The organism is Pseudomonas sp. TWR2-1-1 (genome assembly GCF_049897045.1).
Classification (GTDB): Bacteria; Pseudomonadota; Gammaproteobacteria; order Pseudomonadales; family Pseudomonadaceae; genus Aquipseudomonas; species Aquipseudomonas versuta.
Genome location: NZ_JAFCVM010000003.1, coordinates 386,848 through 401,264, shown reverse-complemented (window position 1 = coordinate 401,264; position 14,417 = coordinate 386,848). Strand labels below are relative to the sequence as shown.

At 57.7% G+C, this 14,417-nt stretch carries 13 protein-coding genes; 8 read left to right on the top strand and 5 right to left on the bottom strand.

Annotation, left to right across the window (positions count from 1 at the left end; all coding sequences use genetic code 11):
• Positions 1–17: 17 nt before the first annotated feature.
• A complete protein-coding gene (locus ACP7BO_RS10020) occupies positions 18–1,106 on the top strand; it encodes a polyamine ABC transporter substrate-binding protein (RefSeq protein WP_426210000.1) in 1,089 nt (362 codons plus the stop codon).
• 141 nt (positions 1,107–1,247) lie between these two features.
• On the opposite strand, the gene ACP7BO_RS10015 is transcribed toward ACP7BO_RS10020, so the two are convergent.
• Both ACP7BO_RS10015 and ACP7BO_RS10010 read right to left on the bottom strand, forming a co-directional pair.
• The gene (locus ACP7BO_RS10015) at positions 1,248–1,460 is read right to left on the bottom strand and encodes a PLD nuclease N-terminal domain-containing protein (protein WP_060692566.1); all 213 of its coding nucleotides are present in this window, start codon (positions 1,458–1,460) and stop codon (positions 1,248–1,250) included.
• Between the two features lie 89 nt (positions 1,461–1,549).
• Entirely contained in the window at positions 1,550–2,395 is an 846-nt protein-coding gene (locus tag ACP7BO_RS10010; RefSeq protein ID WP_060692568.1) for a site-specific integrase, read from the bottom strand.
• A 303-nt stretch (positions 2,396–2,698) separates the two neighbouring features.
• On the opposite strand from ACP7BO_RS10010, the gene ACP7BO_RS10005 reads away from it, so the two are divergent.
• The 5 genes from ACP7BO_RS10005 (at position 2,699) to ACP7BO_RS09985 (ending at position 9,311) form a co-directional block, all read left to right on the top strand.
• Positions 2,699–3,556 carry an SDR family oxidoreductase gene (locus ACP7BO_RS10005; RefSeq protein WP_060692570.1) on the top strand — a complete coding sequence of 286 codons (858 nt, stop codon included), beginning with the start codon at positions 2,699–2,701 and terminating at the stop codon, positions 3,554–3,556.
• Positions 3,557–3,965: 409 nt separating this feature from the next.
• Positions 3,966–4,247 carry a hypothetical protein gene (locus ACP7BO_RS10000; RefSeq protein ID WP_426209997.1) on the top strand — a complete coding sequence of 94 codons (282 nt, stop codon included), beginning with the start codon at positions 3,966–3,968 and terminating at the stop codon, positions 4,245–4,247.
• A gap of 284 nt (positions 4,248–4,531) precedes the next feature.
• Positions 4,532–7,246, top strand: coding sequence for a magnesium-translocating P-type ATPase (gene mgtA / locus ACP7BO_RS09995; RefSeq protein ID WP_426209995.1), 2,715 nt, complete (start codon positions 4,532–4,534; stop codon positions 7,244–7,246).
• A gap of 65 nt (positions 7,247–7,311) precedes the next feature.
• The gene (locus ACP7BO_RS09990; protein ID WP_426209993.1) at positions 7,312–8,976 is read left to right on the top strand and encodes a Na/Pi cotransporter family protein; all 1,665 of its coding nucleotides are present in this window, start codon (positions 7,312–7,314) and stop codon (positions 8,974–8,976) included.
• Positions 8,964–9,311 carry an SLOG family protein gene (locus ACP7BO_RS09985; RefSeq protein WP_426209991.1) on the top strand — a complete coding sequence of 116 codons (348 nt, stop codon included), beginning with the start codon at positions 8,964–8,966 and terminating at the stop codon, positions 9,309–9,311. Before ACP7BO_RS09990 ends, ACP7BO_RS09985 begins: the two co-directional genes overlap by 13 nt.
• Positions 9,312–9,337: 26 nt before the next feature.
• On the opposite strand, the gene ACP7BO_RS09980 is transcribed toward ACP7BO_RS09985, so the two are convergent.
• The gene (locus ACP7BO_RS09980; protein ID WP_426209989.1) at positions 9,338–9,970 is read right to left on the bottom strand and encodes a LysE family translocator; all 633 of its coding nucleotides are present in this window, start codon (positions 9,968–9,970) and stop codon (positions 9,338–9,340) included.
• A 147-nt stretch (positions 9,971–10,117) separates the two neighbouring features.
• Here ACP7BO_RS09980 and ACP7BO_RS09975 point away from each other — a divergent pair, with 147 nt between their 5' ends.
• Together ACP7BO_RS09975 and ACP7BO_RS09970 are read left to right on the top strand one after the other, a co-directional pair.
• The gene (locus tag ACP7BO_RS09975; protein WP_426209987.1) at positions 10,118–11,512 is read left to right on the top strand and encodes a PLP-dependent aminotransferase family protein; all 1,395 of its coding nucleotides are present in this window, start codon (positions 10,118–10,120) and stop codon (positions 11,510–11,512) included.
• A 148-nt stretch (positions 11,513–11,660) separates the two neighbouring features.
• Positions 11,661–13,283, top strand: a complete 1,623-nt coding sequence (locus tag ACP7BO_RS09970; RefSeq protein ID WP_426209985.1) for an acyl-CoA synthetase — start codon at positions 11,661–11,663, stop codon at positions 13,281–13,283.
• Positions 13,284–13,373: 90 nt separating this feature from the next.
• On the opposite strand, the gene ACP7BO_RS09965 is transcribed toward ACP7BO_RS09970, so the two are convergent.
• Together ACP7BO_RS09965 and ACP7BO_RS09960 are read right to left on the bottom strand one after the other, a co-directional pair.
• Positions 13,374–13,670: a putative quinol monooxygenase gene (locus tag ACP7BO_RS09965; protein ID WP_060692583.1), complete on the bottom strand. Its 297-nt coding sequence runs from the start codon at positions 13,668–13,670 to the stop codon at positions 13,374–13,376.
• A gap of 26 nt (positions 13,671–13,696) precedes the next feature.
• Positions 13,697–13,933, bottom strand: coding sequence for a YdcH family protein (locus ACP7BO_RS09960; RefSeq protein ID WP_060692585.1), 237 nt, complete (start codon positions 13,931–13,933; stop codon positions 13,697–13,699).
• Between the last annotated feature and the right edge of the window lie 484 nt (positions 13,934–14,417).

The following is a 14,417-nucleotide window of genomic DNA, read 5'->3' as shown; positions in this document are numbered from 1 at the left end:
CGAAAAGGTGATTGAACATGCACATCAATACGGTTTCCCTGGCGGTCCTGCTTGCGGCGTTTTCGGCTACCAGTCATGCAGAAGAGAGTGTCAACATCTCCAACTGGAACGGCTATATCGCCGATGACACCCTGGTCACGTTCACCAAAGAAACGGGGATCAAGCCGACTTACGATATCCATGACAGCAATGAAGTGCTGGAGTCCAAGTTGATGACCGGCAACACCGGTTATGACGTGGTCAGCCCGTCGAACCATTTCCTGTCGCGGCTGATCAAGGCAGGGGCCATCCAAAAGCTCGATCGCAGCCAGTTGCCCAACTGGAAAAACCTCGACCCGGTGCTGATGAAAAAGCTTGAGGTGAACGATCCCGGCAATCAGTACGGCTTCCCCTACATGTGGGGTACCGCAGGCATCGGCTACAACGTGGACAAGATCAAGCAGATCTTCGGCACCACCGATGTCACTCAGTCATGGAGCCTGTTTTTTGATGAAAACAACATCAAGAAACTGAGCCAGTGCGGTGTCGCGATCATCGACAATCCGACCCAGGTACTGCCGATCACCCTTAACTATTTGGGCCTGCCACACCACAGCCATGAACCTGAGGATTACAAGAAAGCCGAGCAGGCCCTGCTGAAAATCCGACCTTATGTTCAGTACTTTCACGCATCGAAGTACATCAGCGATCTGGCCAACGGCAATATCTGTGCAGTGATTGGCTTTAACGGTGATGTGGTTCAGGCCGCGGCCAGCGCCAAAGAAGCCGGTAACGGGATCAACATCGCTTACTCGATCCCCAAGGAAGGCTCAACGCTGTGGCTGGACATGGTGGTCATGCCCAAAAGCGCACCCCATGAAAAGAACGCTTACACCTACATGAACTACCTGCTGACGCCTCAGGTGATCGCCCACATCAGCAACAGCATCCACTACGCCAACCCCAACCTTGCAGCGCACGATTACCTCACGCCTGACGTGAAGCAGGACCCGGCCATCTATCCGTCAAAAGAGGTGGTAGATACGCTGTTCACGGTTGAGGACCTGCCGGCCAAAATTGCGCGCCTCAGCACGCGCCTGTGGACCAAGTTGAAGACCAATACCTGAGTCCACACGTCCGTGCCTGGCCCATATCTTCGGGGCACAAAGCCTCTGTAGGAGCGAGCTTGCTCGCGAGCTTTTAAATACAAATAGCTCGCGAGCAAGCTCGCTCCTACAGGTTGCATACGTTCATAAAGATCCTGCGACTCACCTCGAGACCGAAGACGGGTCCCTTCTGTGTTTTTTGGACCCGGCAACCAGCCACGCCAGCATGCCAAACAATGGCACGAAGATAATGATCGCGATCCACATCAGCCGGCTGCTTGCAGGGGCTGCGCTTTTAAGCACGCGGCTGATGGTCCAGAACTCAAACAGCAGCAGGATAATGGCCAGTACGACCCAGATTTGCTCGATTTGCATGCATCACCTCCCAGGTTGTAAAGCTTTAGGTCGGGCGATGCCGCGAGGGTTCATTCTTTTTTCAGGGCTGCAGACCGCAACAATGCCCGTTACAACATAAAGCGGTCGGTCACATTGCGCCGCTCATTGTCGTCGCGCACGTCATAGCTGACGGTGGTTGCAATGTTGGCGTGGTGGGCGAGTTTTTGCGCAATGGAAACGTCGTACTCCTCGATCACACGGGTAATGAATGAACGGCGAAAGTCATGGGGCATGATGTCGACCCCGACCTGCTTGCCCCGCTGCTTGGCGATGTAGTAAATCGCATGCTTAGTGATCCGTTCGCGGGTGATGTGGTTCCCGCGCCGAATCCGGTTGAACAGGAAGTCGTCGTCATCGGCACCGTCCGGCAGGTTGGCCCGTCTAAACGCCAGCCACTCTTCCAGCTTTTCAAAGGCCCAGGCCGGGGCGAACTTGATCAGTTCCTTGTTGCCTTTACCCAATACCCGCAAGCTGCGCTCCTGAACATTGACCTGCCACAAGTCCATGTTCACCGACTCGGACTTGCGCATCCCCGAGCCATACAAAATCGCAATGATCGCCGCATCCCTGAGGCCCTGTGGCCTCGGATCTGCCGCACACACATCCATCAACTCGCGAATCAGGGTACGGCGCAAATTACGCCCCTTGGTCAGGCGTGAACCGCCGCCCGCCTTTACTGCACGTATCTTCAGCAAATGATCCTGGGTGATCAGGCTTTGCTGCCAGGCCTGGTTCATCACTCCGCGAATGGCATTGACGTACAGCGAGGACGTGTTGGGTGCATAGCCGTCTGCGCGCAATGCTGCCACCAGAGCCGTGATATGCCCCGGTTGCAGTTGATGCCACGGGAACTCATCGATGGCGACATCCTCAACCCCAAGTCGATCTGCCGCGTCCTGCAATACATAACGCATGGTCTGACGGCTCGATGGCGCAAGACGCTCAAGATAAAGCGCGACTGGCGCTTGAACCTGAGTGAGCTCTACGGCTGATACCTGCGTTGCTGCGGGGTCAATAGTGGACAAAACCAATCTCGATACGGGGCTGAAACAGCTCGTAATATAACCCAAACCTATAGATTGTCCGTGCAGTTATAGCGTTTGCGTGATGAAGCCGAGAAACAGCGCAAGGCGTCATTACCTCAAATTTTTTAAACTTTTTGCCGCACCGGGGCTTCACAGCTTAGGCATCCACTGACGTTAATCAGGAGCCACGCCATGAAGCACTACCCAACGCCCCCATTCGCTCCCCAAGCGCAATCGGTACCCGGTTCACAGCGCAAAATGGAGCCTTATCCCGATTGCGGCGAGCAGAGCTACACCGGATCCGGCCGTCTCACCAACAAAGTGGCACTGATCACCGGAGCCGATAGCGGTATCGGTCGTGCGGTCGCCATTGCCTTTGCCCGCGAAGGTGCCGATGTGGCTATTTCATATCTGGATGAGCATGAAGACGCCCAGGAAACAGCGCGCTGGGTAGAAGCGGCCGGGAGCCGATGCCTGCTCTTGCCGGGGGACCTGACCCAAAAGCAGCACTGCGAAAATATTGTTGCTGAAACAGTCGGGCAGTTTGGCCGGATTGATGTGCTGGTCAATAACGCCGCCTTTCAAATGACTCACTTCGAGCTTGAAGACATCAGCGATGAAGAATGGGTAAAAACTTTCGACCTGAACATCACCGCGATTTTCCGCATCTGCAAGGCCGCCTTGCCGCACCTGCAGCGGGGCAGTTCGATTATCAATACCAGCTCGATCAACTCGGACATGCCCAAGCCTACCCTTCTGGCCTATGCCACCACCAAAGGTGCAATCGCCAACTTCACTGGCGGCCTGGCACAAATGCTCGGGCCCAAAGGCATTCGAGTGAATTGCGTGGCGCCTGGGCCCATCTGGACACCCTTGATCGTTTCGACCATGCCCGATGACGAAGTCAGGGACTTTGGCGGCCAGACCCCTTTGGGACGTCCGGGGCAGCCAGTGGAAGTGGCGCCTGTCTACGTGATGCTGGCTTCGGATGAGTCCAGCTTTATTTCGGGTTCACGCATCGGTGTAACGGGTGGCAAGCCGATGCTCTAGAGGCCTGGCGCAATGTGCAGGATTAAACTGCACCGCAGGGTGACCCACTCCAGAGTCACCCTGTCTTATTATTGTCATATTTAACCATTCGACAGTTTTAATAACTTCATTCGCACTTCGCGCTCTCTGAACGCCGCCTGTACCACTGTAACTTGAGACTGTTTAACCTTGACATACACAGGCTCCATGAGTAGATTGCGCAGGCCGAATACTTCGGTCTTTTTTAAACCTCACAAAAGAAGCCAATGGACACAGTATCTAGACGCTGTCCGGTCACCGTGAATGCGGCGCTCCGGGCAATAAACCAAGACATTGACAGGACTCGCCTGCACGGCGGGGTCAATTGCGCTAGAGCTTGACGCTCCAACGTAACGGCCTCCCCGGCATCAGTCCGGTCGCGAGGTGTGTTATGACCTTTAAAACTTTTGTTCTACCCGGCGTTCGTGCCTTCAGCTCCAGCATGCGCGTCAAGCTGTCCCGCGAGCCAGCTTTTGCTGGGCGCGCACCCTTCTCTACCCCCGTTGCCGACGTAAAACCTGCGCACCGCCAGGTGCACTGGCGCGTCAGCCCTGCCACAGGTCAACTGGAGCAGCGCTGGAGCACCACCGAAACCCAAGACCCTCAGAGTCGAGGCTTTTCAAGCCGCGCCAGCCGGTTGTTGAGTCTCTACGCAACCGCTCGCGCCGAATAAACATCGGGTAATTGAGCGCAGAACTTTCCTCTACTGAAAGTTCTGCCATCGATTAACTTTCGGCTATATCCCTATCGTTAAAAACTGGAGTTCTTTATGAACGAAGCCAGAGGTTTCTCTTTGCGCGCTAATTAATGGCGCCGCTGTAGCGAACAATAAAACCGCACTTAAAAACTTATTTAAACCGATCGCAAAGTTTGCGCGCCGGCCAACTGTTGCTCGCCTTTCATACAGGCAAGCTGCCGCTGTGTCCGGTCGAAAACAGGTGACAGGAGTTCCCTCCCATGAGCGCACTGAAAAGCCCAAAGACACAAGATAAAAATAGCGCCAGCGACAGTGCAAAATTGTCCATGCGGGCCGCACGTGAAGCACAAAACGGACTCTCGGCAACCCTGGCCAATGTCCGCTCAAGCACCGACGGCCTGACTGAGGGCGAAGCCTCGCACCGTTTGCAGCGCGAGGGATACAACGAAGTGGCTCACGACAAGCCGCCCCACGCCATCGTGCAGTTCATGCTCGCACTGCATAACCCCTTTATCTATGTGCTGCTGACCCTGGCCGTGATCAGCTTTTTCACCGACTACTGGATCCCTGAGCGCGACGGCGAAGAAAGCGACCTGACCAAAGTCATCATCATCGGTCTGATGGTGGGCCTGAGCAGCTTGCTGCGGTTCTGGCAGGAACATCGCTCGGCCAAGTCCGCCGAAGCCCTCAAGGCGATGGTCCGCACTACAGCGACCGTACTGCGCCGTGAAAAAGCCGCAGCCCTGCCCCGGGTGCTTGAGATCCCGATGCGTGAACTGGTCGCCGGCGATATCGTGCAACTGTCCGCCGGGGACATGATCCCCGCGGATATTCGCCTGATTGAATCCCGGGACCTGTTTATCAGCCAGGCCGTACTCACGGGTGAAGCCTTGCCCGTGGAGAAATACGACACCCTGGGTGATGTGACGCAAAAGTCCGCTTCCGGCATGGCGGCCGATCAAAGCAACCTGCTGGACCTGCCCAACATCTGCTTCATGGGCACCAACGTGGTCAGCGGTACAGCCCGTGCCGTAGTCGTGGCCACCGGGCCGCGCACCTACTTTGGCTCTCTGGCCAAGGCCATCGTCGGCTCGCGCTCACAAACGGCATTCGACCGGGGGGTCAACAGTGTCAGCTGGCTGCTGATCCGCTTCATGCTGGTCATGGTGCCCATTGTGTTTTTCCTCAACGGGTTCTCCAAAGGTGATTGGGCTGATGCCTTCATGTTTGCCCTGGCCGTGGCGGTAGGCCTGACTCCTGAAATGCTGCCAATGATTGTCAGTGCCAACCTGGCCAAGGGCGCTACCGCCATGGCCAGGCGCAAAGTAGTGGTCAAGCGCCTGAATGCCATCCAGAACCTGGGGTCGATGGATGTACTGTGCACCGACAAGACCGGCACCCTGACCCAGGATCACATCATCCTCGAGCATCATGTCGACTGCACCGGCCAGCGCGACGAATCGGTCCTCGCGCTGGCCTGGCTCAATAGCCATCACCAGAGCGGCGTACGCAACCTGATGGATCAGGCGGTGGTGCGGTTCTCGGAACAGGACCACAAGTTCAAGGTGCCATTGGCCTACAGCAAGGTCGACGAACTGCCTTTCGACTTTATCCGCCGACGCCTGTCGATTGTGGTCAAGGACAACCGTGGCGACCATCTGCTGGTGTGCAAGGGCGCCGTGGAGGAAATGCTCGCCATCAGCACCCATGTGATGGAAGGCGACACCTGCGTTGCGCTTGACCCGGCACGCCGCCAGCAGTTGCTGGCCCTGGCCACCGAGTACAACGAGGATGGTTTCCGCGTGCTGGTGGTAGCCACCCGCGAAATACCCAAGGCGCAGTCACAAAAGCAATACACCACCGGCGACGAGCGGGATCTGGTGATCCGGGGCATGCTTACCTTCCTTGATCCACCCAAGGAAACCGCTGGCCCGGCGATTGCCGCCCTGCAGGACATCGGGGTTGCGGTAAAAGTCCTGACGGGCGACAACGCCACAGTCACCGCCAAGGTCTGCCGCCAGGTCGGGCTGGACCCGGGTACGCCGTTGCTGGGGCCTGAAATTGAGGCTATGGACGACGCCGCCCTGCACTTGGAAGTCGAACAGCGCACGGTATTTGCCAAGCTCACCCCGCTGCAGAAATCCCGGGTGCTCAAGGCGCTGCAAGCCAATGGACACACTGTGGGCTTTCTCGGCGACGGGATTAACGATGCCCCGGCCCTGCGTGATGCGGACGTCGGTATCTCAGTGGACACCGGTACCGATATCGCCAAAGAGTCGGCCGACATCATCCTCCTGGAAAAGAGCCTGATGGTGCTGGAAGAAGGTGTGCTCAAGGGCCGCGAAACCTTCGGCAATATCATGAAGTACCTGAACATGACCGCCAGCTCCAATTTCGGCAACGTGTTCTCGGTACTGGTGGCCAGCGCCTTCATCCCCTTCCTGCCGATGCTGTCGATCCACCTGTTGCTGCAAAACCTGATGTACGACATCTCCCAGCTCGCGTTGCCGTGGGACAAGATGGACAAGGAATACCTGCAAAAGCCGCGCAAGTGGGACGCCAAAAACATCGGCCGCTTCATGATCTGGATCGGGCCGACCTCGTCGATCTTTGACATCACCACCTTTGCCCTGATGTGGTACGTGTTCTCGGCCAACAGTGTAGAGATGCAGACCCTGTTCCAGTCCGGCTGGTTCATTGAGGGGCTGCTGTCGCAAACCCTGGTCGTACACATGTTGCGCACCCGCAAGATCCCGTTCATCCAGAGCACTGCCGCGTGGCCGGTGATCATGATGACCCTGATTGTCATTGTGCTGGGCATCTACGTGCCGTTCTCGCCGCTGGGCACGATGGTGGGCCTTGAGCCGCTGCCCCTGTCGTACTTCCCTTGGCTGGTGGCCACCCTGTTCAGCTACTGCTGCGTTGCGCAACTGATGAAGACGCTCTACATCCGCCGTTTCAAGCAGTGGTTCTGATCTGAAACTGTGGGCGCCGGCCTGGCGCCCACAGAACAATGAATGTTTGTCTGTGGAGATTCCTTATGTCGGGAACCACTCTGTTACTCAACCTCGCGGGGGCCATTGCACTATTGCTGTGGGGCACCCATATGATTTCAACAGCGCTGCTGCGCGGGTTCGGTACCCAATTGCGCAACTGGATGGGGCGCAACCTGAATAATCGCTGGATGGCGCTGATTTCCGGAATCGGTATTACTGGCGTGCTGCAGAGCAGTACGGCAGTCAGCCTGATGGCCACCTCATTTACCGCAGCCGGCACCCTGAGCCTGGCGCCAGCCCTGGCTGTGATGCTGGGGGCCAATATCGGCTCGACCCTGGTGGTGCAGTTGCTGAGCTTCGACACTTCACTGGCCATGCCGGTGATGCTGCTGGTGGGCGTTGTCGTGTTTCGCCTGCGCGATGACTCACGCTTTGAAAGCATCGGCTGCGCGCTGATCGGACTGGGGCTGATGCTCCTGGCCCTGGGTCTGCTCAGCGCCAGCCTCGACCACATGGAAGCCACCCAGGTGTTTCGCGCAGTCATGCAAAGCCTTGAAGGTGACCTGATCATTGCGGTGCTCGCCGCGGTCCTGCTGACCTGGATCTGCCACTCCAGCGTGGCGGTGGTGTTACTGATTGCCTCTATGGCAGGTGCCGGCATGATGACCCCGGTGACCGCACTGGCCTTGATGCTCGGAGCCAACATTGGCGGTGCCTTGCCCTCCGTGATGAGCGCCGGCTCCAGCGTGGCCCGGCGCTTGCCGGTGGGCAACTTGCTGATTCGTTTGTTCGGCGCGCTGGTATTGCTGCCGTGCCTGCCATTGATTTCCGGGCAACTGGCCCGGGCCGATATCGGCCTGGCACACAGCGTGGTGTACCTGCATACCGCGTTCAGCCTGATGCTGGCAGTGCTGTTTATCGGCCTGACCGGGCCTTTGGCCCGCCTGCTGAGCCAGCTATTCCCCGAGCAAGAGGCCCCGGCCGATCCCGGCATGCCCAAGTATCTCGATGAGGCCGGGCTGGAAGTCGCCAACATCGGGCTGTCCAACGCCGTACGAGAAGCCTTGCGCCTGGCGGACATGGCCACGCTGATGCTCAACCAGGTACTGCAACTGTTCGAGAAGCCTGATCAAAGCGCTTTCGCCAGGGTCCGGCAACTGGATCACTCTGTGGACCTGTTAAGCGCTGCCATTCGCGCCTATCTGGCCGATATTGGCCACGACGGCTTGAGCGATGCCGACGCTGATCGTGCCCAGGAAATACTGATGTTCGTGATCAATCTTGAGCATGCCGGCGATATCCTCAACAACCTGGCACAACTGGCTATTCGCCGAACCCGGCGTGGCGAGCAATTTTCCGGCTTTGAACTGCGGCATATCCAGGCCATGCACCGGGCCTTGCTGGACAGCCTGAACCTGGCGATCAGCGCGTTTATGGGAGAAGACCTGCTGGCGGCCAACACCTTGGTCAGCCACAAGGAAACCGTGCGCAAGCTTGAGGCCAGCGCCAGCCGCGAGCACTTTCGAAAATTGCAGAACGACAAAACCGCCTGGGCCGAGTCCGGGGATATTTTCCAACGTGTACTGCGCGACTACCGGCGGGTTCATCACCATATTGCGGCGCTGGGCTACCCGGTGCTGGAACGCTGTGCTGAACACAACGGCTTCGCCGCCCATGAATCCAGGGACACTGGCAAATGCGCCTCCTGATCTGCGCGGGACGCCATTACGCCGACACCCTGATGTGTGAGCGAGTACTGGACGCGTACCGGGAAATCAAGTGCGTGCAGGTGCTGATTCACGGCGCCAGCCAGTTTCTGGGCAACGTCCTCGAAGACTGGGCCCGGGAGCATGAAATTGATGTCGTGCGCTACCCGCCGAACTGGAAAAAACACGGTAAACAGGCCGAACGCCAGCGCAATCAATTCATGCTCAAGGACAGCCGCCCGGATGTGGTGATTGCACTGCCCGGTGGTGATGACACCCGGGAGTTGATACTCCAGGCCAGGGCGGCCGGCATTCATGTGCTTACGCTCGACAGCTAAGCCGCTTCAGCGCAGCGCGCCAGCCTCTAAAACCCTCGCGCCAGCAGCATTGCCACGGCCAACAACATGAGGGCTGTCGCCCGTTGCAACAGCACCTGTCGCGACGGGCTTTGCAGCACCCGCCGAACACGCTGGCCGAAGTAGCAATACAGACAGCCGCTGGTGAACTGCAACAGCAGAAACGCCAGCCCCAGCACGGCCAGATCCATAGCCCGGGTTTCACTGCCCTGCCCGGCAAACTGCGGAAACACCGCACTGAACATGACAATGGTTTTGGGGTTGGAAAACCCGGTAAGCAGCCCCTTGCCGAACCGCCCCCTGAAGCTGCTGTCCAGGACAGTGCCCGGACGATCCAGCAACAGTGCGCGGCTGTTCCATTGCCGATACGCCAGATACAGCAAATAAGCCACGCCGATAAATTGAATCCCGCGACTGAGCAGCGGATTGCCCTTCATCAGCTCGGCAAACCCGACGGCAAATACCAGAATCGACACCAGGTATGCGGCGCTGGCGCCGAGCTGCACCGGCATTGAACGCTTTAGGCCCTCCTGCATGCCGAACCCCATCAACAGTAACGTCATGGGGCCGGGGCTAAAGGTCATGGTGGCGCAGAACAGCAGAAAGTAGAGGAAGGAAGCGAGCGTCAATTGTGTGGCCATTACGTTTATTACATCCCCGAACCAATGCTCGAACACCTGCGAGCGGTGCCACAGTTTAGGTAGCGCGCGCTTGCAGGGGCAGATCAACCCGGGGCCAACTTGACCGTACTTTACTGGTAGCATGACCGGTAAAGTACGAGGTGATTGATGCCCATCCCCACGATTGAGTTCCAGACTGGCACGTCCAAGGTCCAGCAGATTGTCGAAGCCCTTAACCAGGCCATTGATCAAGGCCGGTTAAGCCCGGGGGCCAAGCTGCCCTCAGCCAGGGAAATGACCGAGGCATGGGGCGTGAGCAAGTTCACCCTGATTGAGGCCCTTGATCGCTTGCGCGGACAAGACCGGATCACGTCCAGCCAAGGCCTTGGCTACTTTGTCGCTACCAGAGGGCCTGTTGCGCAGCGAGCAGCCGCGCTTGATCTGTTACCGCAAGATCTGACCAGCGTCTTGCGCCGTTCATTGACCGGTGCCAGTGGTGCCATGCGTCCGGGCAGCGGCCATTTGCCTGAAAGCTGGCTGGAGCCCAGCGCCATGCGCAATCACTTGCGCCAGCTAAGCCGTTCGCCAGACCTGCGCCTTACCGGGTATGGCGATCCGGCGGGCTATTTACCCCTGCGCCTGGCATTACAGCAAAAGCTGCTGGGGCAAGGCCAGGACGTCGCCGTCGAGCAGATCATCACCACTGCCAATACTGTCCAGGCGCTGGACATGCTGCTGCGCTTGCGGGTGCGTCCCGGCGATACAGTGCTGCTGGACATGCCCTGTTACTTCAATTTCCACGCCAATCTGGCCTTGCACGGGGCGAGGGTCATGACCCTTGAGCGCACTCCCCAGGGGCTTGACCTCAGCGCCCTGCAAGAATTGTTTGAGCAGCACCGGCCGAGCCTGTATCTGACCACCGGCCTGCTGCACAACCCTACCGGCCATTCCTATTCTGCGGCCCAGGCCTATGGTTTGCTGGAGCTGGCCAAGCGTTATGACTGCCACATCATTGAAGACGACCTTTACGGCGACTGGCACCCCGACCCGCCCCCACGGCTCGCAGCTTTGGCCGGCGTCGAACAGGTGACCTACCTCAGCGGCTTTTCCAAAACCCTGAGTGCCAATCTGCGGGTGAGCTATGTGGTGACTTCGCCGCAAGTGGCCGCCAACCTGACCCATTTGAAACTGATGTGTGGCGGTATTACCTCGGAAATGTTCGAACAGATCCTCTGTTCAATGCTCAATGACGGCACCTACCACAAACACCGCAAACGCGTGACCCAAGGCCTGCTGGCCAGTGGCGCGCGAGTGGCCCGCTGGCTGCAGACCCTTGGGTTTACCTTGAGCGCGCCCTACACCGGGGGCCTGTATATCTGGGCCACGCTGCCGGCCGCCCTGGACGCCGAAACCCTGGCCCGGCAAGGCCTGGCACAAGACCTGGTGCTTGCGCCGGGCATCCTGTTCGGTTTCGACCCCGTACTGCGCCACTGCATGCGCTTTAACGTGGCCCACACCGACAACCCCAAAGTGATGGCCGCCGTTGAAGCGCTGCTGGATTAGCCCGTGCTGCGGCCTCACACCGTGCGGGGCGACGGCTTCCCTATCAAACACAGAGTGAGCTATAAGTCAGGCCGGACATAAAACTGCCCCGTTCACTGAAAGCGAACGGGCAGCCTAGAGCTAACAATCAGCCACCGGAATGAACCTCATGTCGATTTTTGAGCAGGGCCTTGAGCCCCGTGCTGTCAATCATATAGCCCTGTCGCCGCTGAGCTTCATCGAACGCACCGCCAGTGTCTATCCCGACTACCCCGCTGTGATTCACGGCTCGATCCGGCGCACCTGGCTGCAGACTTACCAGCGCTGCCGACGTCTGGCGAGTGCCCTGGCAGGGCGCGGGATTGGAACAGGCGATACCGTAGCGGTCATGCTGCCCAATATCCCGGCCATGCTCGAAGTCCATTTTGCGGTACCCATGATCGGCGCCGTGCTCAATGCCCTGAATGTACGCCTCGACGCCGAAGCCATTGCCTTCATGCTGGCCCACGGCGAGGCGAAGGTATTGATTGCCGACCGTGAATTCCATGACGTGATTCACGCAGCCATTGCCATGCTTGACCACCCGCCGCTGATTATCGACCTCGATGATCCCGAATACGGCGCAGGCCAGCCTGTCAGTGCACTGGATTACGAAGCACTACTGGCCGAGGGCGACCCCGAGTACGACTGGCAATGGCCGGCAGATGAATGGCAGGCAATTACCCTCAACTACACCTCCGGTACCACGGGCAACCCCAAAGGCGTGGTCTATCACCACCGCGGCGCGTATCTCAACTCACTGGGCAATCAGATGGTGTGGGCCATCGGTAATCACCCGGTGTACCTGTGGACGCTGCCGATGTTCCACTGCAACGGCTGGTGCTACCCGTGGATCATCACGGCCCTGGCCGGGGTGCATGTGTTCCTGCGCCGGGTTGACCCGCAGACAATCCTGAGCCTGATCAATGAGCATCAGGTCACGCATATGTGCAGCGCGCCCATTGTGCTCAATGCGCTGGTCAACCTGCCGCAATCGACCAGGACTGCTATCGACCACCCGGTCAATGCGATGGTGGCGGGCGCGGCGCCACCGGCCAGAGTGATTGGTGCGGTGGAAGAAATGGGCATCAAGGTCACCCACGTCTACGGCCTGACCGAAGTCTATGGCCCGGTGACCATTTGCGCCTGGCACGACAAGTGGGATGCGCAGCCGCTGGCCGAGCGTGCGCAAATTAAATCCCGTCAGGGCGTTCGTTATCCGACCCTGGAAGGGGTAATGGTCGCCGACCCGAAAACCCTGGTGCCGACCCCGCGTGACGGCGAGACCATGGGTGAGATATTCATGCGTGGCAACACGGTGATGAAGGGTTACCTGAAGAACCCGAGCGCCACAGCCGAGGCCTTTGAGGGTGGCTGGTTCCATACCGGGGATTTGGCCGTGTGCCACCCGGATGGCTACGTGGAGATTCGTGACCGGCTCAAAGACATCATCATCTCGGGTGGCGAGAACATCTCGACCATTGAGGTTGAAGGCGTGCTCTATCGACACCCGGGGGTGATGGAAGCGGCAGTGGTCGCCCGCCCGGATGAAAAGTGGGGCGAAACGCCCTGTGCCTTTATCACCCTGAAGGCAGATCACCAACAGGTGCTTGAGGTTGAAATCATTGCCTTCTGCCGCGAGCACCTGGCCGGATTCAAGGTGCCGCGCACCGTAGTGTTTACCCTGCTGCCCAAGACCTCGACCGGTAAAGTCCAGAAGTACCTGCTGCGAGACATGGCCAAGGCCTTATAGACGCAGACGGGCACTACACGCTTCCAGCCAGGCATAAAAACGGCGGCCTGTTCAGGGCCGCCGCAGGGTACAGCTGTATTGAGCCGCGACTCAGATACTCAGCTCGTCGAGCAGTAATACTTCACGATGCTCGATCAGATCAGCAACCGCCTTGCCCATCGCCAGGTAATGCGGCGTGGTTTTGTGGTGCTCAATGGCTGCCATGTCCTTCCAGCCTTCGATGAATACAAAGCACTCGGGGTTGGAGCGATCCACATGCAGGTCATAGAAAAGGCAACCGGCTTCAGCCCGTGATCCGGCCACACATGCACTCAGCGCCTGCTCAACCGTTGAGCCATGACCTGGCTTGGCACGAAGGGTGGCAACAATTTTGATAATTTTGGACATATCCGATTCCTGCAGGTTGCGGTGACTTAAACGTTCAGTAGCTTCGCGATTTTATCTTTGATCAGGAGCCTTTGCTCCTTGAGTTTCTTCAATACTTCATCCGATACGCCAATGGCCTCCTGGGCCTCGGCTTCAACGACCTCGGCATCCTTCTCGTTGTATTGGATAAACAACTGGTTGAGATGAGCGTTTTCGCTACGGCACTTGCTGACAGCCTCTTTAGTGAGCCCCAAGTCTTGCAACAAATCGTGTTTGACTGGCATATCTGCACCTCTTAGACGTTTCGGTGACGGTTGCGGACTCTGAAAGCGAGCCCACTCAAAAGATTCAAACCAACAACCTCACCTAAGCAATAGCACGCAACAGACCACCGAGAAAGCCAGCCGTGCACTTAGGTTTAATCCTCACCCTACAGCTTTATGATTTTTAACCGATACAACTTTAAGCCAGGGCCAAAAAACAACTGTTTTAAATACGACAACACATAGCGCCAATTAAATGACGCATGTATTTATGGCGGTATTTTTTTGACGAAAGTTGTCTGAAATCATAGGCTAAGGCGATTTTCCGGTGATAGGATGCTCAAAATCCTACGCATTGCGCGCTGTAGTACTACTCTCCAGAAGGATTTGTAGAACAAACACAGAAAACGGAAAAAATCTGGCCGGGCACAGCTTTTTAAAATGTCGATCCGCATTTAATCGACACCAATAAGAAATCACCACTGCAGGGCAACACTCGATCGCT

What these genes read in the sequence shown, in the direction of transcription:
- mgtA (WP_426209995.1), top strand. Translation starts at nt 4,532, where the DNA reads ATGAGCGCACTGAAAAGCCCAAAGACACAAGATAAAAATAGCGCCAGC.
- ACP7BO_RS10010 (WP_060692568.1), bottom strand. Translation starts at nt 2,395, where the DNA reads ATGCGTTATGTATTGCAGGACGCGGCAGATCGACTTGGGGTTGAGGAT.
- ACP7BO_RS09970 (WP_426209985.1), top strand. Translation starts at nt 11,661, where the DNA reads ATGTCGATTTTTGAGCAGGGCCTTGAGCCCCGTGCTGTCAATCATATA.
- ACP7BO_RS10020 (WP_426210000.1), top strand. Translation starts at nt 18, where the DNA reads ATGCACATCAATACGGTTTCCCTGGCGGTCCTGCTTGCGGCGTTTTCG.
- ACP7BO_RS09975 (WP_426209987.1), top strand. Translation starts at nt 10,118, where the DNA reads ATGCCCATCCCCACGATTGAGTTCCAGACTGGCACGTCCAAGGTCCAG.
- ACP7BO_RS10015 (WP_060692566.1), bottom strand. Translation starts at nt 1,460, where the DNA reads ATGCAAATCGAGCAAATCTGGGTCGTACTGGCCATTATCCTGCTGCTG.
- ACP7BO_RS09985 (WP_426209991.1), top strand. Translation starts at nt 8,964, where the DNA reads ATGCGCCTCCTGATCTGCGCGGGACGCCATTACGCCGACACCCTGATG.
- ACP7BO_RS10005 (WP_060692570.1), top strand. Translation starts at nt 2,699, where the DNA reads ATGAAGCACTACCCAACGCCCCCATTCGCTCCCCAAGCGCAATCGGTA.
- ACP7BO_RS09965 (WP_060692583.1), bottom strand. Translation starts at nt 13,670, where the DNA reads ATGTCCAAAATTATCAAAATTGTTGCCACCCTTCGTGCCAAGCCAGGT.
- ACP7BO_RS10000 (WP_426209997.1), top strand. Translation starts at nt 3,966, where the DNA reads ATGACCTTTAAAACTTTTGTTCTACCCGGCGTTCGTGCCTTCAGCTCC.
- ACP7BO_RS09990 (WP_426209993.1), top strand. Translation starts at nt 7,312, where the DNA reads ATGTCGGGAACCACTCTGTTACTCAACCTCGCGGGGGCCATTGCACTA.
- ACP7BO_RS09980 (WP_426209989.1), bottom strand. Translation starts at nt 9,970, where the DNA reads ATGGCCACACAATTGACGCTCGCTTCCTTCCTCTACTTTCTGCTGTTC.
- ACP7BO_RS09960 (WP_060692585.1), bottom strand. Translation starts at nt 13,933, where the DNA reads ATGCCAGTCAAACACGATTTGTTGCAAGACTTGGGGCTCACTAAAGAG.